This window comes from Amaricoccus tamworthensis, assembly GCF_049800875.1.
GTDB lineage: Bacteria > Pseudomonadota > Alphaproteobacteria > Rhodobacterales > Rhodobacteraceae > Amaricoccus > Amaricoccus tamworthensis.
Map to the genome: position 1 here is coordinate 296,793 of NZ_JBNAFV010000003.1, position 22,610 is coordinate 319,402.

Consider the following 22,610-nt stretch of genomic DNA (forward strand, 5'->3'; position numbering starts at 1 on the left):
CACCCAGGTTCGGATCACCCGGCCGCACGCCGCCTGTTGTCAGGATTGTGCGGCGACTCTGCCGCGGCGGATGGACGACCGAACAGGTATCCCTGCATGCAGTCCACTCCATTTGCGGTAAGCCACTCCGCATCCTGCACGCATTCGACCCGCTCTGCGATGCAGAGCATCTCGAAGTGCTTTGCGAGCTTCAAAAGGCATCCGATAAGAACCTGGGAATCCGGCGACCTGTGAACACCCTGCACAAACGAACCGTCAATCTTCACCATGTCAAAGCGGAACCTGCTGAAATGGCGAAACCCAGCCGCCCCTGCCCCGAAATCGTCGAGCGCGAAAGCCGGACCCATTGAACGCACAAAATTCATGAACTCGATGGTCTGATCGGCTTCGGAGATCGCAGCGGTCTCGGTAATCTCAAGTATCAGTCGACCACATACACCGGTACCGCCGCGATGTGCGGCGGTTAGAATCGATAGCCACTGTTCATCGCCCATGGAAAGCGGCGAAAGATTCACGGACAGGCGAAGACCAGGATTATTTGCGAGAACACTCAATGAATGTTCCAGCGCTGCCCGGTCAACTGCCCGCCCGAGTTCAGTCGCTTCGATCGTAGGCAAAAACGCACCCGCTGGCAAAATCTGTCCGTTCGGCATGCGAATGCGTGCCAGCATCTCGTGAAACGCAGCAAAGCCTGGGTTATCTGAACGAACGACGGGTTGGTAATGGAAACCCAAACGCCCCTGTGACAGGGCCTGAGCGACGGTGAACCGCACCCTTGCATTGGCCTCGACCCGTCCCATCAGTTCCTGCCGGCCATTGCCCGCAGGATCATTCATCAACCGGAATGCGTCGATGGCTGGAACGGTTTTCATGGCACGGACTCAACATCATGGTTTCAATTCAGTAACCATGATTGGCAAATGTTCACTAAGAGTTTGTGAACAAACCCGAAACATTTCGGATCCCGCGCTCCACCATCCCCTCACCGGGACCATAAAACAACGCACGATCACTCAGTGTTTCACACACCTTTTGGTGTATCATTTCGAACACGTCAATCGGCAGTCGCTCAAAGACGGGATGTGCCTCAGCCGGCTCCGGGAACAAATCCATCTCCCGTTCAGCGAAAAACTCACTTACAATCCATTTTAAATCTTCCTCGTATTGGCCCATGATTTCCCGCCTCCGCGTGAGACCAAGGAACGCCATTTTGCGTGTCATCCAATCGAATTCGCCCGCACGCTGTATTTCCAACAGCCTTTCGATCAGGTTTTTTAACTGAGCTGGCGGGAGTTTCTGATAATTCATCAGTCGCTTGTACTCCGTCAGGTAGGCATGCAGGCTTGTGTTCCTGCGCTCCGGAGGACTGGCAAGAGCCACGTTGAGGCCCAACCCACGCAATAGTGCCATTTCCGGACCATCGGGGGCCTGAATCAAGTCTTCGTAGATAAAAACGTTTACGCGTTCGAAAGCCTTCTGGAACAGGCGCAACTGGAACCTGTAGTCCAATCGCATTCGCACTCCCGGAGAGTCCCAAAAAGACTGAATGGTATCAGTGCGATTGGTTTTTTTGATGGTTTCCTGATAGCTGGATTCAGCATAGCTGTCCGGGCGCCGAAGAACGATGGCAACTTCAGTATCTGCGCCAAATGTCTCGGCAAGCAGATTCACAAAGTTCCGGCGGCGCTGCCGTGGCTTCTCGTCCTTTTTCAGGCCTATAGCATGCCGATAGCAACGCTCGGAACTGATCAGCAAAGCCGCATCGTCATCCGCTGTTGAACTGAAACTTTTGATTACGCGCGAAGCAACGCTTCGTCCTTTTTCCGGCTTGCTCGCCAAGAGGCCGATGAGCGAATGGTGGCCCACCGAATCGTGAAGTCCGACCTTCGACAGGTCGGGGAATATTAGCCCCTGCTTAAGCAGATCAGCGCGATTATTTCTAAGACAGGCCTGAAATGAGGTCGTTGCGGTTTTGTGAGTTCCGACGTGCAAGATTTTCCGCATTGCCAACTTTCAGTCTTTCCGTGGTAAAACACCCCAGGTTCGAGCGCCTTTGTGCGGTTTATCGATCATTTTCCTGGGATGTGCCAGCCGGAAGACAGCGCGAAAAAGCACCACCGTTTCAAAAAACCGGAAGAAAAAATGGTCGGGGCGATAGGATTCGAACCTACGACCTACGGTTCCCAAAACCGCCGCGCTACCAGGCTGCGCTACGCCCCGACGCGGCACCGTCTAGCGCGGCTTCCGGTCCAAGGAAAGCGAAATTTGCAAACAGCCTAAAAAACGGGATGCGATACGGTCAATCGCAGGGCCAGGCGGCTCTTTCCTGGTCGATGGATGGGTGCCGCAATTCAGCCCCCTCATCGATACCAAGCGTGGACGTCATGCCTCCGTTGATTTCGAGAACGTACTGAATGCGATTTCCACCCGGTATCGGCGTTTCGTCAAGGGGAACCGCGTTTTCGTGAAAGGAGACCAGAGCCCCGGTTTCGTCAAAGAACAGCATGTCGAGAGGAATAAGGGTGTTCCGCATCCAAAAGCTGACCGGCTGCGGGTAGTCATATACAAACAACATTCCCGCAAAACGGCCAAGGCTCTCGCGGTGCATCATGCCACGCGCGCGCTCCGCTCGGTCGTCCATAACCTCAACGTCGAAGCGATAGGTGGATTCACCCAACCTGATATCTAGCGCATCGTCCTGACACTCGGCGGCCAGCGCAAATGCGGGAAGGAACAACGCTAAAGTAAGCGAAGAGCCGAAGATCCTAGGCATTGTCGTATTCATTCGCGCGCGCCACGTAATCCCAGCTCCTAACCTCGTAGACCATCGGCCCGCGTGGGCCTGCCGTGATGCGAACGGCCAGAACGTCACCGGCCACAACCTCGCCGTATCCATACTGACGCAGTGTTTCCATGTGCAGGAAAACGTCATCCGACCTGCCAAAGATGTTTACAAAACCAAAGCCCTTGACGCGGTCGAACCATTTGACCCTGGCGGGCTCAAGTTCGCTGGCATGGTCTCCGGAAGGTGCGGGTGAGGTGCCCGGGTCGGCTTCGACATCTGACACCTCAGGGACGATCTCCACGACTTCGACGGCCTGTCGCCCCCTTTCAGTCGACTGAACCATTAGAACAATGGACGCACCTTCAGCCACGGACGTGAAACCGTAGGCCCGAAGAACGTTTCCATGGAGCAAAATATCGCCCTCGCCATCATCCGTGACGACGAAGCCGTAGCCCTTGGTCGTATCGAACCACTTTACATTGCCACGGACCAGCATTCCAAATAGCCATTTACACAAGGCGGGTCCCGAAGAGGACCGGCGAACATCAAACCAGAAAAACTGCTATACAAATTCCATATAGCCGCCCACCTGTCCAAGGGTAACGTCTCTGCCGCGCAACGCAACAAAGATCGTTAAAAACGGGTTACATTAATTCATGAACCACGCCACAAATTTGAACGAAATGGCATGTATTGTCACGCAAATTCCCGAAAAACGTCATCCGGATTGAGGCAAAGGCGACCCAGGTTATACATGTTGGCCACCATTAATCTCGACCTCCACTCCGGAGACATACGAGCTTTCCTCGGAACAGAGGAAAAAGATCGTGCGGGCCACTTCTTCCGGCAGGCCAAGGCGCCGCAGTGGTATCTTTTCGGCAAGTAATTCGCTGCCCGGCGAGAGGATCGCCGTCTCGATTTCACCCGGCGCGATTGCGTTTACCCGAACCCCGCGCGGACCAAAATCATGCGCCATTTCTCTCGTCAATGCGGCCAGAGCGGCCTTCGACGTTGAATAGGCTGCACCCGCAAAGGGATGAACCCGCGAACCGGCAATGGACGTGACGTTGACGATGGCGCCCTGAGCCGCCGACAGTTCCTCGACAAGCCCGCGGGCCAGCACAACGGTTGCAAAAAAATTAACGTGGAACACACGCCCCCAGTCCCGCAGGTCGGTGGTGAATGTGTTCAGCCGCTCACCGTCCGGCCCCTTCGGAGAGATACCGGCGTTATTGACCAGCGCCTCCAGCCGATTGCCCGGAAGCCGCTCGCGAATGGTTTCAACCGCGCGCATGGTGTCATTGGGATCCGAAAGATCGACCTGGATGTGATCCTCCTCACCCGCGTCCCAGGGGCAGTTCTCCGGGAATGGATGTCTGGAGCAGGTCAGGACGCGCCAACCCTGGTTGGCGAAGTGCTGGACTGTTGCGTGGCCAATTCCCCGGCTCGCCCCCGTCAGCAATAGGGTTTTTCTGTCTGGCATCGGACCATCTCTAAGGTATGGGAGTCCGAGCGACTTTAGGGGCTGTGCACGGCGACACAAGTTGAATGATCGCGCAGCCGTACCAATTCTTTGCCGGTTTCAGATACCGCCAGCCAGTTTGCCGTCGAGGTCACCGAGGCTAAATCCGCGCTGCGCCGGCTTTCTGGTCTCTTTCTTTGATGCCTTTCTGGTCATGGCGTTTCTCCCTTTTCAGAATGGTGATCTCTTTTCTGAAACCAGGATAAGCCTGAATGCGGAATCAGTTCTGTGATCGCCGTCACTCAGCCGAAACCTCGCAAAATCGGGCCGTTATTCAGGGATACAGCCGAGTGACAGACCAGCCACCGGCGTCGTTTCTCGTCCAGCGGAACCTGTCGTGGAGGCGGTGGGCCCCGTCGGCCCAGAATTCCATTTCCTGCGGCACGATCCGATACCCGCCCCAAAACGGTGGCCGATCCGGATTGAGACCCTTACTGGCTGTCACGCGCGCGACGTCAGCCACCAACTGACCACGCGACGACAGAGGCCGCGACTGTTTGGAAGCCCACGCGCCGAGGCGACTCTTGAGGCTGCGGGAACGGAAGTAGGCGTCCGCGGACGGGCCTTCCTCTTTTTCAACCGTGCCTCTCACCCTGATCTGACGACGCAAAGATTTCCAGTGCAGGACAAATGCGGCCTTCCCTGCGCCATAAATCTCTCCAGCTTTGACGCTCTCGTAGTTTGTGAAAAACACAAACCCGTCATCCTCAACATCCTTCAGGAGAACCATCCGCACATTCGGCATTCCCGTCGCATCGACCGTGGCAAGCGCGATCGCATTTGGATCGTTTGGCTCAGAAGACTCAGCCTCTTTCAGCCACCTGCGCACGGTTTCCATGGGGTTGTCACCGGCAAAAACCGGATTGTTTCCCTGATCTTCAGACATTGCCACTCATCCACATCAAAGGTTCACGGTCGAAAGTGACATATCCCGAAGAGAAATCGAAATGCAGCGAAAACGTCGAAACTGATGACGATTTGATCTACGAGGCTCCACGGGCTTTGCGGTTACCGGACTGGCCATTCCGATTTTTGTTGGCCCCCTGCCGCCCGGCGGAGCGGCTTCTGCGACGGCGGTTCCCTGGTTTGGCCCCACGCGGCTTGGCGGCATTTGCCGGCGACGACGACTGTGGAATTTCCGGAATGCTGAAACCATCAGGCAGATCGAGAACCTCGACCTTTTGCCGGGTCAGTTTTTCGATGTCACGCATGTAGGGACGTTCATCGTTGGCGACAAACGAGATCGCCAGTCCATCAGCTCCGGCCCGCGCGGTCCTGCCGATCCTGTGGACGTACTGCTCAGGCACATTCGGAATTTCATAATTGATGACATGGCTCACACCAGGCACATCCACACCCCGTGCGGCAATGTCGGTCGCCACGAGAACCTTGCAATATCCCGACCGAAATGCAGCCAAAGCACGTTCGCGTTGTGGCTGGCTTTTGTTGCCATGAATCGCGGCGGAGGAAATTCCCGCCTGTTCGAGTTTTCGCACAACCTTGTCCGCGCCATGTTTCGTCCGGGTGAAAACCAGCACACGGTCGTAATCCAGATCGCCCAGCGTCTTGACCAAAAGTGCATGCTTGTCACCCGGGTTCACGTAAAACGCCTGTTGAGTCACGCGTTCCGCAGTGGTGGCAGCGGGCGCAACGGATACCTTTGCCGGATCCTTAAGATACTGGCCCGCGAGGTCCGCAATTGATTTCGGCATGGTCGCCGAGAAAAACAGAGTCTGACGTCGGCGCGGAAGCAGGGGGACAATGCGACGCAGCGCATGAATGAAGCCCAGATCCAACATCTGGTCCGCCTCGTCCAACACAAGCACCTCAACATGATCAAGGTTCATGGCCTTTCGGTCGATCAGGTCAATCAGTCGGCCTGGCGTTGCCACCAGCACATCGGTTCCCTTCTGCATCTGACGGATATGCCGGTTGATAGGCACGCCACCAAACACCGTCCCGACAGTCAGTTTCAGGAACTGGCCGTACTTTTTGAAGTTTACGGCAATCTGACCAGCCAGTTCACGGGTCGGGGCAAGGATCAGCACACGTGTACTCATGTGCGGCGGCCGTCCGGGCTTGCGGCTCAGCCTGTCGAGGATCGGCAGGGCAAACGCTGCCGTCTTCCCCGTACCGGTCTGGGCGATACCGAGCAGGTCACGGCCTTCCAGAACCTGCGGAATGGCCTGCACCTGAATTGGTGTTGGCTTCGTGTAGCCGGTGGCTTCCAATGCTTCGGCAATTGGTTTCGCCAGCGGAATTTTCGAAAAATCGTTCATTACAACCTGTAAAAGCACATTGGGCACCGCGCCATCGGCGCGTTGCTGCGGGCTCCCTAAGAGACGGCCCGCGCGAATCAGGACGTAGTTAAAAATCGTGCCTTGTCGACCGGGACTCACGGAGACCCATATCAGCCCCCGGCTTCACGCCGTCCTGACCAGAAGGTGTTATCCAACCGGCACCGGGACGATATGGCTCCGACCTCGTCAAAAGTCAACCTAACCGGGCGAAGGATCGAGCGCACTTCAGCTTCATGGCATTTCTAATGATCGGAGTGACTTCGAAATCCTTGTCAGAACGCCGTCACTCGCCTAAACCCTTGCCACCTATTTTGAAAGATACGGCCAAACATCATGGTGCAATCGACGGACCAACAGCCAATACTGTCGAACGCCCCCTGTCCGTTGGCTTTGGCCGGCACGTGATACGGGGGAACACCACATGACCGAACAACTGCCCCATGAAAAAGGCTTCCATATTTCCTGGGACCAGATTCACAGGGACAGCCGGGCGCTCGCCTGGCGGCTCGACAAAAAGGGTCCCGGCGAAGACGGATCATGGCGGGCAATTGTCGCAATCACCCGTGGCGGTATGGCGCCGGCCATGATAATCGCCCGTGAACTTGACGTGCGCACCGTCGATACGATTTCGGTCAAATCTTACGACTGGCAGATGCAGTCCCGCGCGCAGGTCCTCAAACATCCAAGCCCGGAGGTCATGGGGAATGAGGGAGAGGGCGTACTCATCATCGATGATCTAGTCGACACTGGCAAAACCCTCGAACTGGTACGGCAGATGTACCCCAAAGCCCATTTTGCCACGGTATACGCCAAGCCCCACGGCCGCCCGATGGTGGAGACCTTCATAACGGAGGTCAGCCAGGACACCTGGATATTCTTCCCCTGGGACATGGCCCTTCAGTACGTTCGCCCCTATCGCGGCGATTGATGGCCGACAGGACAGTCCCGCACGCTTGCCGCAGGCGGGACTAAGCCATCACCCGTCCAGCGCATGTTCAACGGTTGTAACCAAGCGCGCGACGGGTTGATCTCCATCCACCTTCACCACCGGGCAGTTCAAACTCCCCAGCCAGATTTCATGACGGTGCAGGCTCCGCCGGGACAGACCGCCGGTTTCGTAGTTGTCCGCCCATTTCAGAAACGACAGCACATCGCTTCCCGCTTCGTCCAGCAACTGCTCCCTCCGTATCCCCAGTCGCTTCGCCTCCCGATGCAGGAGGCGCTTCATGCGTACGTTTCCTTCAGTACGTACAAACACGACAAGATCGAAATAGGGCACGAGCGAATTCCCCCAGCTCTCGAGCGCTCCACTCAGGACCCAGGCCGGGCGATCAAGGAAAATCTCGTTCATCAAACGCAGACGGTCATGTATCGGTCGGCGATCCCGATACGGCGGATTCGTCGGCTTCCAGAAATAGTCGTCCGTGTCGTGATGCGGGATGGCAAACCTCGTCGCGAGCGCCCGCCCGAGGGTGGTCACGCCAGCCCCCGACGCACCAGTCACATGAATTCTGCGCGTCACCATCAGCGCCGGATAACCCTCTCAAACCCTGCCCGGTCGAAACGGGCGCCCGTTCGCATATTATCCACAGTTAACCGGAGGACGAACGGCAATAAACGTCCTTGCCAAGGGGGCACCATCCGGGTCCACAATCAGGTCCAGCCGGGACGGCCCAACGCTGACCACCGACGCACGAATTGTGCCTCCGTCTTCCACGTCTTCCCAAACCACGGTGGCCTCATCCACCCAGCGCCAGGCCGTCAGGCGAAATGGCCCACCGCAACTGCCATTCATCAATGTCCCGTCCGAAAAGAATGCCAGCACTTCTGCGGCCCGGTCAGGCTGCGACGCATCCAGCCAAACCCTGTTTTCGACCAGTGCTTCCATACCTTCATTGGATGATCCTACTCCGGGCAAATCGACAGAAGGCACGCGCATGGAACCGCAGCCCGAAAGGATCAGGAAACCAAAACAGAATAGAAAATATATGCGCAGTGCGATCAAATTGCGGTGCATGATCCGACACTACAACAGGATCCAGAAAATCACAGAGTTTTCCGACCGTTTATCGGATTATGCCAAAGTTTCCTGAAACGGTATCAAAGTCTGGGAAATTGGTGCGGCTGAGAAGACTCGAACTTCCACGGGAGTTACCCCACAGCGACCTCAACGCTGCGCGTCTACCAATTCCGCCACAGCCGCACTCACTTGTGGGGCGGCTTCTAGCAAAGCCATCTGATCTCCACAAGGCCTGAAATGACCGCAAATCACCAATATTCGAAATACGTCAATGCGTCGTTTCAGGCCGGTGAACACGAGCAGTAAACTGGTCTCCATTCCCCGGCACGTGGCGTCCAACAATACGTCGCCCGACGGAATCCGGATCCGCAGGAATACCTGCGGATCCTCAAGAATCCTCGAGGCTTACCGCTGCCAGATCCCTGATGCTTCCAGTGTCGGAAATGTCCGTGCCAACAACGAAGATCATTGGTGATTTTTCGTCCTTGCCCTCGTGCAGAAAACGACCGAACGTCAAAAGGAGTTTTTCACCCCGATGCTTGGTAGCAATGGCAACCTGAACGCGTTTGGAATCAGGCTCTCCTTCGATCAGCTGCCGGTCGACATCTTTCAACATGGGAACGTGCTCAGGATCGACAAAATCGTAGTAGTTCTTGCCCTCAGCATCCGCCCTTGTCGTGCCCAGCGACTCGGCCATCTTTTCGCTGATCCGGATGATCGTGCCATCCGCCGTGTGGTTCATGATATGAAAGCTGGTCTGGTTCAGGATCACGTCCAGTTCCTGAACGATTCCCGGAAAGTCAGACACAACGATCGTTATCCCAAGAACCTGCCCCTTCATGTCGAAAAATGGCGAGCAGCTCAGCTTGTAACGCACGCCTTCCGAGGAAAATTCCCGCTCAGCCGGCTCACCCAGATGCAGAGCCTCGCTGCATATCGGCGCGAGCGCCGGGAAATTTTCTGGCAACACGCACTGGCTGACATGCGGCGACGCGATGGGCAGGCTTAGACCATACATTTTCACGGCAGCATTCGTGGCCTGTGAGACCTGGAGCGCTGTATCGAGGACCAAAATCGACAGAGGTGTGGTCTCGAGAACGGATACAAGTTCACCGGTCCGGCCACTGAGTTCAGCGGCCGTCACCTGAAGCTCCTCGTTAACGGTGATCAGTTCCTCATTGGTGGACTGCAACTCCTCATTTGAGGTTTCCAGTTCCTCGTTGGTCGCCTGAAGCTCCTCGTTGGTGGACTGAAGTTCCTCGTTCAGCGACTGAAGTTCCTCATTTGAAGTCTCAAGTTCCTCAATCGTTTGCTGCAGGGCCTCCCGGGTGGTTGCGACCTCATTTTCCAGCAGATTGATGTGATTGGATACCGGGTCGCCAGTGCCGTCTTCCACGGAAGCAGGGACGGTTTTGGAGAAATCAATGGGCGTTTCCCGAATTACAAGCAGAGCAGCCCGCTCGTTAATGTTCTTCGCAACAATCGGATAGGCTTCGAGGCGCACTTCCGCGTCATCGCCGTTTGCCAGAAGGTGACGGACCCCCACCCTGTGCTCGCCATTTTTGAGAGCCATGGTGATGAGGCTTCTGGCTTCCTCCCGGAGCGGACGGCGCAACAGGTCGAGATGCATCTTGAGACTGCTGGTCTGATTCATCTCGATATATGGGCTTACGTCGCCGTAAACACGGGCGATCGAGTAATCGTCGGTAACGAGAAGCGAGTTCTTACCAAGCGACTTCGCTAGAGCTTCGAAAAGCTGCCTGTCAGTTGAGTTCCCGGAGTCCGATGTCTGGTCCCTTGATGGCAGTTGCCGCGACTGATTGTTTGCACGAACACGCGAATAGGGCGTGATCTCCGGTCGACGGATCGATCGCTTGCGGTAGATATGCGAGGAGTGCCGCTCGGGGATGAAAAGCTCATCTGAGCCGGCTACCGTCTCGGCAGTTCCGAGGAACAGGAGCGACGAGTTGGTCATCGCATAGTGGAACCGGGCCATGACCTTCTGTTGCAGGCTGTTGCCGAAATAGATGAGCAGGTTGCGACAACAGAGAAGATCCACCTTCTGGAACGGCGGATCCTGGCAGACATTGTGATCAGAAAAAAGGATTGCTGACCGAAGTGAGTCCACGACCCGAACACTGTCCGCCTGACGCACCAGGTACTTATCCGCGAGCTTTTTGGGAATATCGTTCAGAGCGGCCAGGCCGTAAACGCCTTTGCGCGCAATCTGAATGGCGTCCTTGTCGATGTCCGTGGCAAAAATCTGAACCCGGTCCTTCAGCGACACCTGCGGACCGCCCAGAGCCTCTGACAACAGCATGGCAATGGAATACGCCTCCTCGCCTGTCGCACATCCTGCGATCCAGACCCGCATCTGGCGGCCACTGCATTTCACGATCAGTTCGGGAATGAGACGTTCGAGATGCTCGAATTCAGGCTTATCCCTGAAGAACCGCGTCACGGAAATCAGCAGGTCCTTAAACAGCGCATCAACCGCATGGGGATTGTCCCGACAAAAACGCGTGTATTCCTCCTTCGTGTCGATCCCGAGCGCAATCATACGCCGCTCAATTCGTCGACCAATAGTGGTCTGTTTGTAATCACGGAAATCGACGCGTGTTCGCGCGAGCAGGATCTGGAGAAGGTCGGAATTCGGCGACTGTTCGAGGTTATCCTTGCGGAACTCGTCAAAATCGCGGGGTGACGTCAGAATTTTCTGCAGATGGGTTCCGATGGCCTGCGGGCTCAGAATGAGGTCAACGCATCCGGATTGAATGGCCGATGTAGGCATTCCGTCGTACTTTGCAGTCTCCCCATCCTGAGCGATGGTAATGCCGCCTGCTTCGCGAATCGCCTGTACGCCATACGCGCCGTCGGTTCCCGTTCCCGATAGAATGATCGCCATCGATTTTGCGCCATGCTTGTCCGCGAGACTGAGCAAAAACCTATCGACCGAAGGCTTGGGCGACGCCACCTCCGAACTTGGATCCACCAGACGCAGACTGGTGCCGTCGTAGATAACATCCGTATTTGGCGGTGTAATATAGATGACATTCGGTTCCGGCACGATACCGTCCGTGACGTCCTTCACCTGAAGCGAGGTCTGCCGGCCGACAAGTTCCGTCATCAGACTTTTGTGATGCGGCGACATGTGCTGCACGACGACATATGATACCGGCAGGTCCACCGGGAGGGTCGAGACAAGTTCGCGTATCGCCTCCAACCCGCCTGCAGACGAACCGACAGCAATAATTGTTAGCTTTTCCTTAACAGCCGTTTCCAGCATTTTTCAGGTTCCATCAACATAAGAGAATTCAACCCTAACGGGTTCAACCGCAATTGTCCTCTAAAATAAGGGGTTTTTGCCCCTCCCGGTCTTAATCAAATCCAAGGCAGCCAAACAACCGCGTTTTGCTGCACCTGCGTCAGCACAGGCTTTCGTTTACCATTTGTCAATAAAATCCCCATAAGACTAAATCTCCTAAAATTTTGTTCGAATTGCGAAGGACGGACATTGTGACTTCAGACCTGACTTCGAATGACAAGCCACGTTACCTCACCCTCAATTTATTTCTGCGGGATGACGGCGGCATAAATGTACGATCCTGCGAAGTCGTGGGGCCCGGGTTTCGTAATCGAACGTCGTTTCAGGGCAAAAGCGAACTCGACCATGTCTTGGTATCCGAACTTTCTGGCGCGATTAGCAGCTGTCTGGATAAAATCAAGGACGGCTCGCGGGCGCTCTCGCTGCCAGATTTTGTGGTCGAAATGCCCGGCCTGATTCTGGCCGGCGTAAGGGTTTTCGTGTCGCTGGCAGTCGACGGTGTGAAAAACGTCATCTTCCGGTTCCTTGAGTTTGTTGGGGGCATCAACCACGCTTTTAAGGCGAGCGTTGGTCTCGAGATGTCCGCGACGAGCCAGATGGAACGTCTGGCAATGAACATATTGTCCGACCTTTGCCTGCCACTCCTTAACCTCTGCAAGGCAGCGGAACTGGCTCAAATTGGTGATAACAGCCGCATGTGCAAATATCTGGTGGAGCGGGCCAACGAAGTGGAGTTCCAGGCCGAACTTCTCAAACGGTTCGTTTTCAACAGTAGCGAGCCGGAACGGGTGGCGATCAGCTCTTCAAGCGATTCGCGTCGGCGAAGCCGACCTTTGCAGCGCAGTGCGCAAAATCAGGTGCTGCACGAGGACGGCGAAATTCTGACCGACCAATGATCCATTCGGTTTAGGACAAACTTTTTTTCCATTTTGTATTATGGCGTGGCGGCAGTTTTCTAATTCCTCCCGCGCACATTGTTGTGCCCGCTAAATGGCCGGCTCCCCCCTTCAGTCCTGTATCCAAGGCGTACGAAAAAACCGTACGGTTTTGATTTGCGAACCCCAACTCTCTCAAAAATTTGAGACACTTGGGCTAATCGCGGCTGCGGCGTTTATCTTTTGTAAACCAATTTAAAATAATTCCTAACATCGCATGAACAACATCTTAACAGCACGGAAGGGGCGGAACCGTTGGACGTAGAAAACCATAACAGGGTGTCCGGGCGCTATATCACTCTGAACCTCGCCCTGAAGGATGATGAGAACATTGAGGTGCTGTCCTACGATGTGTTCACGGGCGGATTTCACAACACGACAATGTTCAACAAAAACAGCACCATCGATGAAGTCCTGGTCGATGAGCTTGCCAGTGCGATCAAGTACTGCACCAGACGCCTGAACGACGACCTGCAAATGCTGGTGTTACCGGACTTTCTGATTCAGATGCCCGGACTGGTCCTGTCCGGAGCCCGCGTCATCATATCGCAAACCAGAGATGGCGCACGGACAGTCATTTTCCGGTTTAAGGATTTTGTTGGAAACGTTGCGGGCGCCTTCAAGAAAAATGTGGGGCTCGCATTGTCGGACACCAGCCAATTCGAGTTGATGGCCGTCGACATTCTCTCAGATATCTGCAGCCCGCTCATTGATCTTTGCACCCGTCCGGAAGTTACCCAGGTGGGCCGCCAGAGCGGTGTTGGAAAGCAACTGTCCAGCATCGCGGCGGAAATAGAGTTTCAGCTCGATTTACTACGGCGTTTCGTGTTCCCGGAACCTCCTGCAGCAAAAAAGGCCCAGCGACGGCCACAGTTGGCATATCAACAGCAGGAGGCCCACCACGCGGGCTGACGAAATCCTCCGATACCGTCCCTGTCCGTAGAGGCTTGAAAACAACCTTAGAGTTTGGTCACGCTTGCGTGGCCAACACATCACCCAGCCAGTCGTTGAATACCGCAAGGCGTCGTAGACCGGAGCTTCGCGTGAAATAGAGCGCAGTGATTTAGAGGGGCTTTGCCTCAAGCTGACCTGGAAAAAGCTCAACCAGCCGCCCGTCTTAAATGTCCCGCGTTACAAGATAGTCCGAAAAACGCGAAATTCCCGTTGCGCACAGGACAACCAAAATTGCGCGAGCAGGCCCGCGTTCTGACGTCACCCCGCCTCCTACTTGTCTATCTTTATCACTGCCGTGGGTCACGGCGGCAATTTCAAATGCCACGAAATGCCCTTGGCTGAATCATTAATTCTGGCCGTCTGTTGATCGTACACACGCGGCGAAAAACTCACGGATGGCTTTCCAGTGGCGAAAAGTTTCGAAATGATCCGGGGTGGCTGAATCGCACGGCCATCCCTACATGGCGTGGGTGTCCGACCGGCACACAGTATGCAGGAACCCCAACTGACGTCAGGAACAGGCCATGAGCACCCCAAACCCAATCCGTGTGGACATCGTATCGGACGTAATCTGTCCCTGGTGCGTCATAGGGTACCGCCAGTTGGCGAAAACGGCGGAAAAAACCGGTATTCCCATTGAGGTGCACTGGCATCCATTTGAACTCAATCCCGACATGGCCCCGGAGGGTGAGAACCTGCGAGAACATATCGCCGCCAAATACGGGACCACTCCCGAAGCCTCCCGTGAGGCACATGTCCGACTGACCGAACTTGGCGCGGCCCTTGGGTTTGAATTCAACTACACGGATGACATGCGGATGGTTAACACTTTCCGCGCACACCAGTTGATTGACTGGGCCGAGGACGCGGGCAAAGGCCATGAGACCAATGCCGCGTTGATGGAAGCTTTCTTTACCCATCGGCGCAATCTCAACGATATTTCCGTTCTGGCCGAGGAAGCCGCAAAAATCGGTCTCGACCAAGATGCGGCGCGAACCATGCTTGAAAGCGGCGAAATGGCGGATATCGTTCGCGAGAAAGAACAGTTCTGGACGTCACGTGGTGTAACCGGAGTTCCCGGCACGATCTTTGCTCGGCAACATTTTGTGTCCGGCGCACAGGGCGAGGAAAACTATGGACGCATCCTCGAACTTCTTGCAAAGGAAGTTGCATGACTGAAATCCATCGCGAGGAAGGCGAAAGCAAAGGCCGCTACTGGCACGAAATTGATAGCCATGTGGCGGAACTGACCTACACCCGGGTGGGCAAAACTCAGATCATCATTGATCACACGGCGGTTCCCGATGCGCTTCGTGGACGCGGAGCCGGCGCAAAACTCGTGGAACGCGCGGTAAATGACGCCCGTGCCGAGGGTTTGAAGGTCATACCTCTCTGTCCCTTTGCGAAAGCGCAAATCTCACGACACACGGAGTGGCAGGACGTTCTATAGAGCGCCTCCTGATCGAAGGAGACAGGCTTGGCCAAGGTCCTGCACATTTTCGCACACCCCGGACAGGGCACGTCGCGCGTCAACCTGGCGCTCTGGAAAGCGGCCCAATCCGTCGACGGCATAACAGGCGTCGATTTGTATGCGGTTTATCCACGCTACGACATCGACATTGATGTCGAGCAACAACGGCTTCTGGACCACGACGTGATCGTTTTGCAGTTTCCCCTGTTCTGGTACTCCTGCCCTGCCTTGGTGAAGGAATGGATCGATCTGACGTTCGAACACGGGTTTGCCTACGGACAGGACGGAGATTGCCTGAAGGGAAAACACCTGATGCTGGCCCTGACCACGGGCGGTCCGCACGGAGCCTACAGCCAGCAGGGTTACCAGCACTTCGAACTCCGTACCTTTTTGACGCCTTTTGAGCAGACCGCACGACTGTGTCAGATGGGCTTCCCGGCACCTTATGTGCAATTCGACGCTCTGGCTGCAGACGGAGCGGATCACGCACGTGGGTTTACGGCACTGCTGACTGCGCTCAGGGACGATACCTTTGATTTCAGGCGCGCGGGAGAGGCCGAACTTTTGACCCATGACACACTTCCGCTGAAAGAAGGCGCGCGCCCATGACGGATTTTCTCCTGCTGGCCTTTCTGTTTCTGGCCGCCGGTGTGGTCTCCGTGCCCATCGCCTCCCGCCTCGGGCTGGGGTCCGTTCTGGGCTACCTGATCGCTGGTATCGCGTTGAGCCCAGTACTTACTCTGCTCCATGTCGACGTGATCTCGATCCAGCATTTCGCCGAGTTTGGCGTCGTCATGATGCTGTTCCTCGTGGGCCTCGAGCTGGAACCACGCCTCCTTTGGGAGATGCGCGCGCGCCTGCTTGGACTTGGTGGCCTACAGGTCGGGCTGACGGCTTCCCTGGTAGCCGCGGCCGCCTTCGCGTTCGGGCAGGTGTGGCAGGTCTCGGTGGCGATCGGTCTGATATTCGCTCTGTCATCAACAGCCATCGTTCTCCAGACTTTGAACGAAAAGGGACTGATGAAAAGCGACGGTGGTCAGGCGTCTTTTTCCGTTCTACTCTTCCAGGATATCGCCGTAATACCCATCCTGGCTTTTTTGCCCCTGCTGGCTATCCCGGGATTGGCGGGTCATGACGATTCTCATGGTGCAGAGGAGGGACATGGAGCGGCCCTTTCGCTGGTCGATGGACTTCCCGAATGGCAAGCCGCTTTGCTTACTCTCGCCGCAATCGCGCTCGTGGTCGCCGCGGGCATGTATCTGACCCGACCGGCCTTTCGCTTCATTGCCCAAGCTAATTTACGTGAAATTTTTATCGCGGCCGCACTTACCTTTGTGATTGGCATAGCCCTTCTGATGACGATGGTTGGATTGTCACCGGCGTTGGGAACGTTTCTTGCCGGCGTCGTGCTTGCCAACAGCGAATACCGGCACGAGCTTGAAAGCGACATTGATCCGTTCCGCGGACTGCTGCTCGGCCTGTTTTTCATGACCGTGGGTGCCAGCATCGATTTTGGTCTTTTGGCCGATAACACGCTTGTCATCATTGGCCTGACCCTAGGGGTCATGGCGTTGAAGACAGCGGTGCTCATGGGGCTCGCCAGGATTTTCAAAGTGCGGGACGAACAGAGCTGGCTGTTCAGCATGGCCCTTGCGCAGGCAGGAGAGTTCGGCTTCGTACTGATATCCTTTGCGACAGCGAATTCGGTTTTGCCGGATGATATCGCGGCCCCACTGACGTTAATTGTGACCCTGTCGATGATGCTCACGCCGATGCTGTTCATCGCATACGACAAATTTGTCCTTCCCAGGTACGAGGAGGCCGAGCCGCGTGACGCGGATGAGATCACCGCGCCGAGCCACATCATCATTGCGGGGCATGGGCGTTTTGGAAGCGTGGTCAACCAGATGCTGCTCAGTGCCGGTCATGAGACCACGGTGCTGGACCATAACGCCGGAATGCTGGAACGCCTGCGTGTTTTTGGTGTTCGAGCCTTCTATGGGGATGCCACCCGTCCGGATCTTTTGCACGCCGCCGGGATAGAAAACGCGAAAGTGCTGGTGGTGGCGATTGACGACAAGCACAGGTCTACTGAACTTGTCCGCTACGTGGCCGGGAACCACCCACATGTTCACATCACCGCGCGCGCAATGGACAGAAACCATGTCTATGAACTTTGGGGCGCAGGGTGCCGCGATGTCATTCGGGATACTTTCGACAGCGCAGTTAGGGCCGGTCGATCCGTCTACGAGGCTCTGGGCACCCATCCGTTTGATGCTGAACGGGCGGCGCGCGGTTTTGTATCCGAGAACCAGCGCACCATCCGGGAACTGGCGGGACTTTACGATCCGGCTGTCCCGAACCATGAAAATGCCCCTTACCGAGAACGGGCCAGGGAACTTCTTGACGAACAGGCTGAACAGATCCGCGCGCGTGGCCGCGGGGCCTTCCACGAGCGTTCCGAACGCGGCTGGACACCGCCTACGCCTGAAGACGTTAAAGCGGTTGCACGCAGGCTGGAATGATACGCAGCCATCGGGCCTGAGCAATTTAGAGCAGCGCCAGAGAAAGGGCGGGCAGGAAGGTCACCGCCAGAAGCACCGCCAATATCAGTGCTGCGAAAGGTGCGACCGCCCGAACAACTGTACTGAAGTCGGCACGAAAAGCCATCATGGCGACGAAAAGGTTGATGCCAAGCGGAGGCGTCAGCAATCCGATTTCGAGGTTCATCACCATGATCACCCCAAAATGCACCGGATCAAAGCCATAGGCCACCGCCTGTGGCATCAGCAGCGGCCCCAGTATGACGATGGCTGACAGAGCATCGAAAAGGCATCCGACGCATAGAAGTATCAGGTTCACAGCAAGTATGAAGATCGTCCCGTTTGAGACTGTTTCCGTCATCCAAATAGTGAACTGCTGGGGAACCTGTAACACCGTCAGGAGCGACTTGAGGCTGAGCGCGACAGCCACAATCGGCAGCAGCACCCCTAACATGCGTGCCGTATCCATCAGTGCGGCACGCATCTCCTCAAATCCAATTTCGCGATGGACGACGGCCTCCACAAAAATCCCGTACAGCAGCGCGACCACCGCCGACTCGGTGGGCGAAAAGTACCCTGAGAATATTCCCCCAAGCAGCATCACCGGCATCAACAGTGACCAGACACCTTCGGCGATCGCTTTAGCCAGTTCGGGACCATTCAAAAGGCGCGCAGGAAGTCTGCGGTTAGCGACTACCGCGTAGGCGGCGAGAACCCCGGCCAGCAACAGGCCGGGTATCAAACCGGCCAAAAACAAATCTGCAATCGAAACTTCACTGACAATGCCATACACAATCATCGGGATGGATGGCGGAATGATTATCCCCAGCGTTCCAGCCGAAGTAAGAGCGCCCAGCGCGAAGTTCCGGGAGTAGCCCTGCTCAATCATGGCTGGATACATGACCGGCCCGATTGCAAGCAGTGTCGCTGCTGATGAGCCGCTGACCGCCGCGAAAACGGCGCATGACAGGATCGCGGCAGCCCCCAGCCCGCCTGGCAGAGGAGCTGTTGCGAGCGTCATGATTCTCACCAAACGTTTGGCAATCGCCCCGCGGCTGAAGACGTTTCCGGCGGCGATAAACATGGGCACGGCGAGCAGTGCCTCACTGTTGAGGCCGATCCACATATCCTCGGCAAGGTAGTCCAGCCGACCGCCGCCCCAGACCATGTGAACGTACGCTGCACCCACCAGCAATATAACGATAAGGTTCTGTCGCAGAAGCAGCAGAAAAAACGTCAACAGGATCAGACCGGTAATGGCCAAGTGTCAGACTCCCGCGCCGCTTGTGTCAAATCAGGGACTGTCTGCGACCGGGCGCAACCCCGGCTTCAGCGCGAAAATCAAATGACGCAGACCACTACTCAGAAATGCAGCCGGCATAACCAACTGAAACGGCCATACCGGGATCAGGAAAATCGCGACCCTGTCACCAGCCGCCTGCGTCTCGGAAATGAAATAGACACAAACAATTGCGAATGCGGCATGGAGGAGCGCGGCAACCATATCTGAAATTCGGTTTATGAGCGCATCAAATCGAGCCGGCAGAACCCGATCGCAGACAGTCGGGCGCAAATGAGAGCCACTGCCAGTGGCGAGCGACATGCCGAAGAAACCTGCGGCGGCGGTGACCAGGACAGCCATCGTTTGTAGACCAAGGACCGGCATGCCCATCACTTCGCGCGCGATAATCTCCCATCCCAGCAAAACCACGACAGTCAGATAGGCCATGACGGCAAGAGCACCCTCGATGCCCTGAATCGCCTTAAGAAGCCTGGCCATCCGTTACCTCTCTAGCTGCCACAGACCGATTTTACCTCATTCAACCCGGCCCAGATTTCCGCAGCATGATCGCCGAGATCGGTGATAATGCTTTGGCGCACATCCGGCGCAAACCGTTTCCATGACTCAAGCTCTGCTGGAGAAAGCTCATGGATCACCGCGCCATCCGCCTCAGCTTCCTTCAGAAGGTTTTCTTCCGCCTCGCGGGTTGCTTCTCTCAGATCAGCCATACCCAGTGCGGCGCGGCTGATTGCTTCCTTCGCAGAAGGCTCCAAACGCTCCCAGGTTCTGTTGGAAATCAAAAGTGCACCCAACTGATGTCCGTGCGCCGTCATAATGATCTGCGGCGCTTCGGCAGCATATCCAGCAGCAACGCCCATAACGAGAGGCGTTGTAACCGCGACGACCGCACCCGTTTTCAGCGCTGGCATGGAATCAAGTGTTCCCAGCGGCACCGCAGCCGCACCGGTCGCCTGTATGAAAAGTGTGTCCGCCGGCGTCGGGGAGGTGCGTATTTTTTGGCCCTGCATTTCTTCCGGCGTACGGAAAGCTGTTTTCGACATGATCACCATCCGCCCCACCTCAAAAGTGGACAGCAGGATCACACCGGCGTCCTCGAATTCGGCATCGAAGACCTCGTGAAGATATCCGTCCACCGCGCAGTCTCTTTGCGCAACGGTGTCGAAAACATAGGGCAGCTGAAGCAGCCCGTAATCCGGGACCAATAGCGACGACGCCACGTTGGAGAGAAGCGCCATATCGATCCGTCCGCGGGCAAGTTGCCGCGCCACCGTCTGTTCATCACCAAGCTGACTGTTGAAGTAGTTCACGACGGTAATGTTGCCGGCCGTCAGTTCGGAAACCTTGTGAGAAAACTCCTCCAGTGCCCTGCCCCACGGAGTGGTCGCTGGCACGGCAGTTCCCAGCCTCAACTCTTCAGCACCAACAGACGCCGCGTTAACCGGCGAGAGGGCCAAGGCCGAACCTGCGAGGACAGCCTTAGCAATTCGATTAATTTCCAAAAAACTTATGCAACCCAAAATGGAAAACATGGACTACCTGCAAAAATACAAATTTTCATCGACCGGCGGGCTCTCGAAGACCCAAAAACCTGATTGTCGCGTTGAACACTCTGTGCTCCGGTACCACACCTACGCGCTACTATCGACATCCAGAAGAACCGGCTCGGCAAAAAAACCTTTTGTGACAGATACTTCTCAGGGCATCAAAAAATTCAGCGGTTGACGACAGACTGCTGCATGATTGTACTATCCGCGCGGGAAAGCAAGATCCGGGGGACGGCGATGAGTGAAGTTGGGCATTCCGCGCCAGCGGAAGCGGCAATTCGTGAGGAACTGCAGCGCATTCTTGCATCGAAAACGTTCACGGCTTCAACGAGAAACCGTAATTTCCTCAGCTACGTGGTGGATGAAACACTCGCCGGACGCGGCAACCGGATAAAGGCATACAGCGTTGCAACCCAGGTGTTTGGACGAGGCGACGATTTCGATCCTTTGCTCGACTCGATCGTCCGCATCGAGGCCGGACGCCTGCGGCGTGAACTGGAAAGATTTTATCTCAAGGAAAGTCATCCTGGAGGTGTAACCATCAATATTCCGAAGGGCGGCTATGTTCCGTCTTTTGAAATCCGCAAAGTCGACACCGAAAAAACCTCAGGATCAGAACGTGCATCGTCGGGGCCCGCAATCCTTCACAATCTGGGACCAAGCGTGATCGTTCACCGGTTTGAGGAAGCCGGGGACTGCTCGGTCTTCCCCGGGATCGGCCGCAAATTGAGCTGGCAGGTGATCTCCGCATTAACGCGCTACACTGAGATTTTTGTCTTCGGGTATGAAACGACCGATTATCTCGCGGATGCTGTAGGCCACAGCGACAAACCGCAGGAGTTCCAATCCGATTATGAACTTTTCGGGACGGTGACGGTCTCGAAAGAGGCTCTGAATGTCGACCTCCTGTTCCGGCGCACTCCGGATCGGCGTTTTGTCTGGGCACATGATTTCAAATGTGAAATCGACGAGGGATGCACGCCGTCAGAGATGGTGGAGGTCTGCAACGATATTGCCGGCCAAATCGTGCGAAAAATTGCCGACAGGGATGGAATTCTCGACTGTCAGGCCCGCGAAAGTGCGGGGCAGGCACCGAACACATTTGCGGCGTATCAAAAGCTGCTTGAGTTTCACGATTATTGGCGTTCGCTGGATCCGAAACTTTATGAGTCGTTGAGAAGGGATCTTGAGAAAACCGTCTCGGAGGATCCGAATTTCGCCAACGGCCTCTCCTGTCTCTCGATGGTTTACTCCAGTGCCGTGCGTTACGTTTATGATATCAGTCATGCGTGTACCGACCCGCTTGAACGGGCATTCGAGCTTGCGAACAGGGCGATACTGTTGGCGCCCAATTCCAGCCGGGCCTATCACGCGCGGGCAATTGCGGAATGGTTCTCAGGTCTTACTCAGGAGAGTTTGAAAACGCTCCAACATGCCCGATCCCTTAATCCGAACGACTCCGAAATACTGGCAGAACTCGGATTTCGCTATGCAATGCGTGCCAAATGGGGGCTGGCGGTGCCGCTGATTGAAGAATCGTATATTCGGAACCCGATGCAGGCGACGACCTACCGCATGGGTCTGTTTCTCTATCACTACGCCGAGGGGCGATACGATACCGCGTTGCGCGAGTGTGTACTTATCAATGCGCCAAGCGTTGGAAATGTGCGTGTTTGCGCGGCGGCCGCTCACTGCAAACTTGGACAGTTTGCCGAGGCGCATCAGGAACTGCGCGAGGCCAAGAAAATTGACCCCGACCTGCCCTCACGGCTGGAAGCGGATCTCATGATGCGCAACGTCCACCCGGACCTTATCCACAATCTGGTCTCAACCGTCGCCGCGATTGATCCAAGATGGGCCATCGGGAACGAACCCGGACGTCTCAAAGCGTAAGCTTTCCCAAACGAA

The 22,610-nt window shown here is 55.9% G+C and carries 21 protein-coding genes and 2 tRNA genes; 8 read left to right on the top strand and 15 right to left on the bottom strand.

The annotated features are described in order from the left end of the window. Nucleotides 1–14: 14 nt before the first annotated feature. The 8 genes from ACP15P_RS08805 to ACP15P_RS08840 form a co-directional block, all read right to left on the bottom strand. A complete protein-coding gene (locus ACP15P_RS08805; protein WP_424928099.1) occupies nucleotides 15–872 on the bottom strand; it encodes an EAL domain-containing protein in 858 nt (285 codons plus the stop codon). 55 nt (nucleotides 873–927) lie between these two features. Continuing rightward, the gene (locus tag ACP15P_RS08810) at nucleotides 928–2,004 is read right to left on the bottom strand and encodes a PX domain-containing protein (RefSeq protein ID WP_424928100.1); all 1,077 of its coding nucleotides are present in this window, start codon (nucleotides 2,002–2,004) and stop codon (nucleotides 928–930) included. A gap of 139 nt (nucleotides 2,005–2,143) precedes the next feature. After that, nucleotides 2,144–2,220, bottom strand: a tRNA-Pro gene (locus tag ACP15P_RS08815). Nucleotides 2,221–2,299: 79 nt separating this feature from the next. After that, entirely contained in the window at nucleotides 2,300–2,773 is a 474-nt protein-coding gene (locus ACP15P_RS08820) for a DUF192 domain-containing protein (protein WP_424928101.1), read from the bottom strand. Beyond that, complete coding sequence (locus ACP15P_RS08825) at nucleotides 2,766–3,281, bottom strand: cold-shock protein (RefSeq protein WP_424928102.1); 516 nt, start codon at nucleotides 3,279–3,281, stop codon at nucleotides 2,766–2,768. The genes ACP15P_RS08820 and ACP15P_RS08825 overlap by 8 nt, the downstream gene beginning before the upstream one ends. A 252-nt stretch (nucleotides 3,282–3,533) precedes the next feature. Further along, a complete protein-coding gene (locus tag ACP15P_RS08830; protein WP_424928103.1) occupies nucleotides 3,534–4,268 on the bottom strand; it encodes an SDR family NAD(P)-dependent oxidoreductase in 735 nt (244 codons plus the stop codon). A 313-nt stretch (nucleotides 4,269–4,581) separates the two neighbouring features. Continuing rightward, nucleotides 4,582–5,193 (bottom strand): pyridoxamine 5'-phosphate oxidase, encoded by a 612-nt coding sequence (gene pdxH / locus ACP15P_RS08835; RefSeq protein WP_424928104.1) that lies wholly within the window; start codon nucleotides 5,191–5,193, stop codon nucleotides 4,582–4,584. A gap of 97 nt (nucleotides 5,194–5,290) precedes the next feature. After that, nucleotides 5,291–6,586 (bottom strand): DEAD/DEAH box helicase, encoded by a 1,296-nt coding sequence (locus tag ACP15P_RS08840; RefSeq protein ID WP_424928105.1) that lies wholly within the window; start codon nucleotides 6,584–6,586, stop codon nucleotides 5,291–5,293. Between the two features lie 442 nt (nucleotides 6,587–7,028). On the opposite strand from ACP15P_RS08840, the gene gpt reads away from it, so the two are divergent. Next, on the top strand, nucleotides 7,029–7,535 hold the full coding sequence (gene gpt, locus ACP15P_RS08845) for a xanthine phosphoribosyltransferase (protein ID WP_424928106.1): 507 nt from the start codon (nucleotides 7,029–7,031) through the stop codon (nucleotides 7,533–7,535). A gap of 48 nt (nucleotides 7,536–7,583) precedes the next feature. On the opposite strand, the gene ACP15P_RS08850 is transcribed toward gpt, so the two are convergent. The 4 genes from ACP15P_RS08850 to ACP15P_RS08865 all read right to left on the bottom strand — a co-directional run bounded on the left by ACP15P_RS08850 (nucleotide 7,584) and on the right by ACP15P_RS08865 (nucleotide 11,913). After that, nucleotides 7,584–8,132 carry a P-loop NTPase family protein gene (locus ACP15P_RS08850; protein ID WP_424928107.1) on the bottom strand — a complete coding sequence of 183 codons (549 nt, stop codon included), beginning with the start codon at nucleotides 8,130–8,132 and terminating at the stop codon, nucleotides 7,584–7,586. A gap of 57 nt (nucleotides 8,133–8,189) precedes the next feature. Beyond that, entirely contained in the window at nucleotides 8,190–8,495 is a 306-nt protein-coding gene (locus ACP15P_RS08855) for a hypothetical protein (protein ID WP_424928108.1), read from the bottom strand. Nucleotides 8,496–8,723: 228 nt separating this feature from the next. Next, nucleotides 8,724–8,810, bottom strand: a tRNA-Leu gene (locus tag ACP15P_RS08860). 205 nt (nucleotides 8,811–9,015) lie between these two features. Beyond that, the gene (locus ACP15P_RS08865) at nucleotides 9,016–11,913 is read right to left on the bottom strand and encodes a chemotaxis protein CheB (protein WP_424928109.1); all 2,898 of its coding nucleotides are present in this window, start codon (nucleotides 11,911–11,913) and stop codon (nucleotides 9,016–9,018) included. Between the two features lie 230 nt (nucleotides 11,914–12,143). Here ACP15P_RS08865 and ACP15P_RS08870 point away from each other — a divergent pair, with 230 nt between their 5' ends. The 6 genes from ACP15P_RS08870 to ACP15P_RS08895 all read left to right on the top strand — a co-directional run bounded on the left by ACP15P_RS08870 (nucleotide 12,144) and on the right by ACP15P_RS08895 (nucleotide 17,837). Next, complete coding sequence (locus ACP15P_RS08870) at nucleotides 12,144–12,848, top strand: hypothetical protein (RefSeq protein ID WP_424928110.1); 705 nt, start codon at nucleotides 12,144–12,146, stop codon at nucleotides 12,846–12,848. 294 nt (nucleotides 12,849–13,142) lie between these two features. Beyond that, entirely contained in the window at nucleotides 13,143–13,799 is a 657-nt protein-coding gene (locus tag ACP15P_RS08875) for a hypothetical protein (protein WP_424928111.1), read from the top strand. 566 nt (nucleotides 13,800–14,365) lie between these two features. Further along, a complete protein-coding gene (locus tag ACP15P_RS08880; RefSeq protein WP_424928112.1) occupies nucleotides 14,366–15,016 on the top strand; it encodes a DsbA family oxidoreductase in 651 nt (216 codons plus the stop codon). Beyond that, the gene (locus ACP15P_RS08885) at nucleotides 15,013–15,291 is read left to right on the top strand and encodes a GNAT family N-acetyltransferase (protein WP_424928113.1); all 279 of its coding nucleotides are present in this window, start codon (nucleotides 15,013–15,015) and stop codon (nucleotides 15,289–15,291) included. The genes ACP15P_RS08880 and ACP15P_RS08885 overlap by 4 nt, the downstream gene beginning before the upstream one ends. A gap of 27 nt (nucleotides 15,292–15,318) precedes the next feature. Next, complete coding sequence (locus ACP15P_RS08890; protein ID WP_424928114.1) at nucleotides 15,319–15,921, top strand: NAD(P)H-dependent oxidoreductase; 603 nt, start codon at nucleotides 15,319–15,321, stop codon at nucleotides 15,919–15,921. Further along, nucleotides 15,918–17,837, top strand: a complete 1,920-nt coding sequence (locus ACP15P_RS08895; protein ID WP_424928115.1) for a monovalent cation:proton antiporter-2 (CPA2) family protein — start codon at nucleotides 15,918–15,920, stop codon at nucleotides 17,835–17,837. The genes ACP15P_RS08890 and ACP15P_RS08895 overlap by 4 nt, the downstream gene beginning before the upstream one ends. Nucleotides 17,838–17,862: 25 nt before the next feature. On the opposite strand, the gene ACP15P_RS08900 is transcribed toward ACP15P_RS08895, so the two are convergent. Genes ACP15P_RS08900 through dctP form a run of 3 tightly spaced genes read right to left on the bottom strand, consistent with a single transcriptional unit; the run spans nucleotide 17,863 to nucleotide 20,549 of the window. Beyond that, entirely contained in the window at nucleotides 17,863–19,119 is a 1,257-nt protein-coding gene (locus tag ACP15P_RS08900; RefSeq protein ID WP_424928116.1) for a TRAP transporter large permease, read from the bottom strand. A gap of 30 nt (nucleotides 19,120–19,149) precedes the next feature. Further along, nucleotides 19,150–19,635, bottom strand: coding sequence for a TRAP transporter small permease (locus ACP15P_RS08905; protein ID WP_424928117.1), 486 nt, complete (start codon nucleotides 19,633–19,635; stop codon nucleotides 19,150–19,152). Between the two features lie 11 nt (nucleotides 19,636–19,646). Next, nucleotides 19,647–20,549: a TRAP transporter substrate-binding protein DctP gene (gene dctP / locus ACP15P_RS08910; protein WP_424928118.1), complete on the bottom strand. Its 903-nt coding sequence runs from the start codon at nucleotides 20,547–20,549 to the stop codon at nucleotides 19,647–19,649. 390 nt (nucleotides 20,550–20,939) lie between these two features. Between dctP and ACP15P_RS08915 the strand changes: the two genes are divergently transcribed. After that, nucleotides 20,940–22,595, top strand: coding sequence for a hypothetical protein (locus ACP15P_RS08915; RefSeq protein WP_424928119.1), 1,656 nt, complete (start codon nucleotides 20,940–20,942; stop codon nucleotides 22,593–22,595). Nucleotides 22,596–22,610 lie beyond the last annotated feature (15 nt).

Coding starts and splice junctions, on each gene's coding strand:
- ACP15P_RS08805 (WP_424928099.1), bottom strand. CDS start 872: ATGAAAACCGTTCCAGCCATCGACGCATTCCGGTTGATGAATGATCCT.
- ACP15P_RS08810 (WP_424928100.1), bottom strand. CDS start 2,004: ATGCGGAAAATCTTGCACGTCGGAACTCACAAAACCGCAACGACCTCA.
- ACP15P_RS08820 (WP_424928101.1), bottom strand. CDS start 2,773: ATGCCTAGGATCTTCGGCTCTTCGCTTACTTTAGCGTTGTTCCTTCCC.
- ACP15P_RS08825 (WP_424928102.1), bottom strand. CDS start 3,281: ATGCTGGTCCGTGGCAATGTAAAGTGGTTCGATACGACCAAGGGCTAC.
- ACP15P_RS08830 (WP_424928103.1), bottom strand. CDS start 4,268: ATGCCAGACAGAAAAACCCTATTGCTGACGGGGGCGAGCCGGGGAATT.
- pdxH (WP_424928104.1), bottom strand. CDS start 5,193: ATGTCTGAAGATCAGGGAAACAATCCGGTTTTTGCCGGTGACAACCCC.
- ACP15P_RS08840 (WP_424928105.1), bottom strand. CDS start 6,586: ATGAACGATTTTTCGAAAATTCCGCTGGCGAAACCAATTGCCGAAGCA.
- gpt (WP_424928106.1), top strand. CDS start 7,029: ATGACCGAACAACTGCCCCATGAAAAAGGCTTCCATATTTCCTGGGAC.
- ACP15P_RS08850 (WP_424928107.1), bottom strand. CDS start 8,132: ATGGTGACGCGCAGAATTCATGTGACTGGTGCGTCGGGGGCTGGCGTG.
- ACP15P_RS08855 (WP_424928108.1), bottom strand. CDS start 8,495: ATGGAAGCACTGGTCGAAAACAGGGTTTGGCTGGATGCGTCGCAGCCT.
- ACP15P_RS08865 (WP_424928109.1), bottom strand. CDS start 11,913: ATGCTGGAAACGGCTGTTAAGGAAAAGCTAACAATTATTGCTGTCGGT.
- ACP15P_RS08880 (WP_424928112.1), top strand. CDS start 14,366: ATGAGCACCCCAAACCCAATCCGTGTGGACATCGTATCGGACGTAATC.
- ACP15P_RS08885 (WP_424928113.1), top strand. CDS start 15,013: ATGACTGAAATCCATCGCGAGGAAGGCGAAAGCAAAGGCCGCTACTGG.
- ACP15P_RS08895 (WP_424928115.1), top strand. CDS start 15,918: ATGACGGATTTTCTCCTGCTGGCCTTTCTGTTTCTGGCCGCCGGTGTG.
- ACP15P_RS08905 (WP_424928117.1), bottom strand. CDS start 19,635: ATGGCCAGGCTTCTTAAGGCGATTCAGGGCATCGAGGGTGCTCTTGCC.
- ACP15P_RS08915 (WP_424928119.1), top strand. CDS start 20,940: ATGAGTGAAGTTGGGCATTCCGCGCCAGCGGAAGCGGCAATTCGTGAG.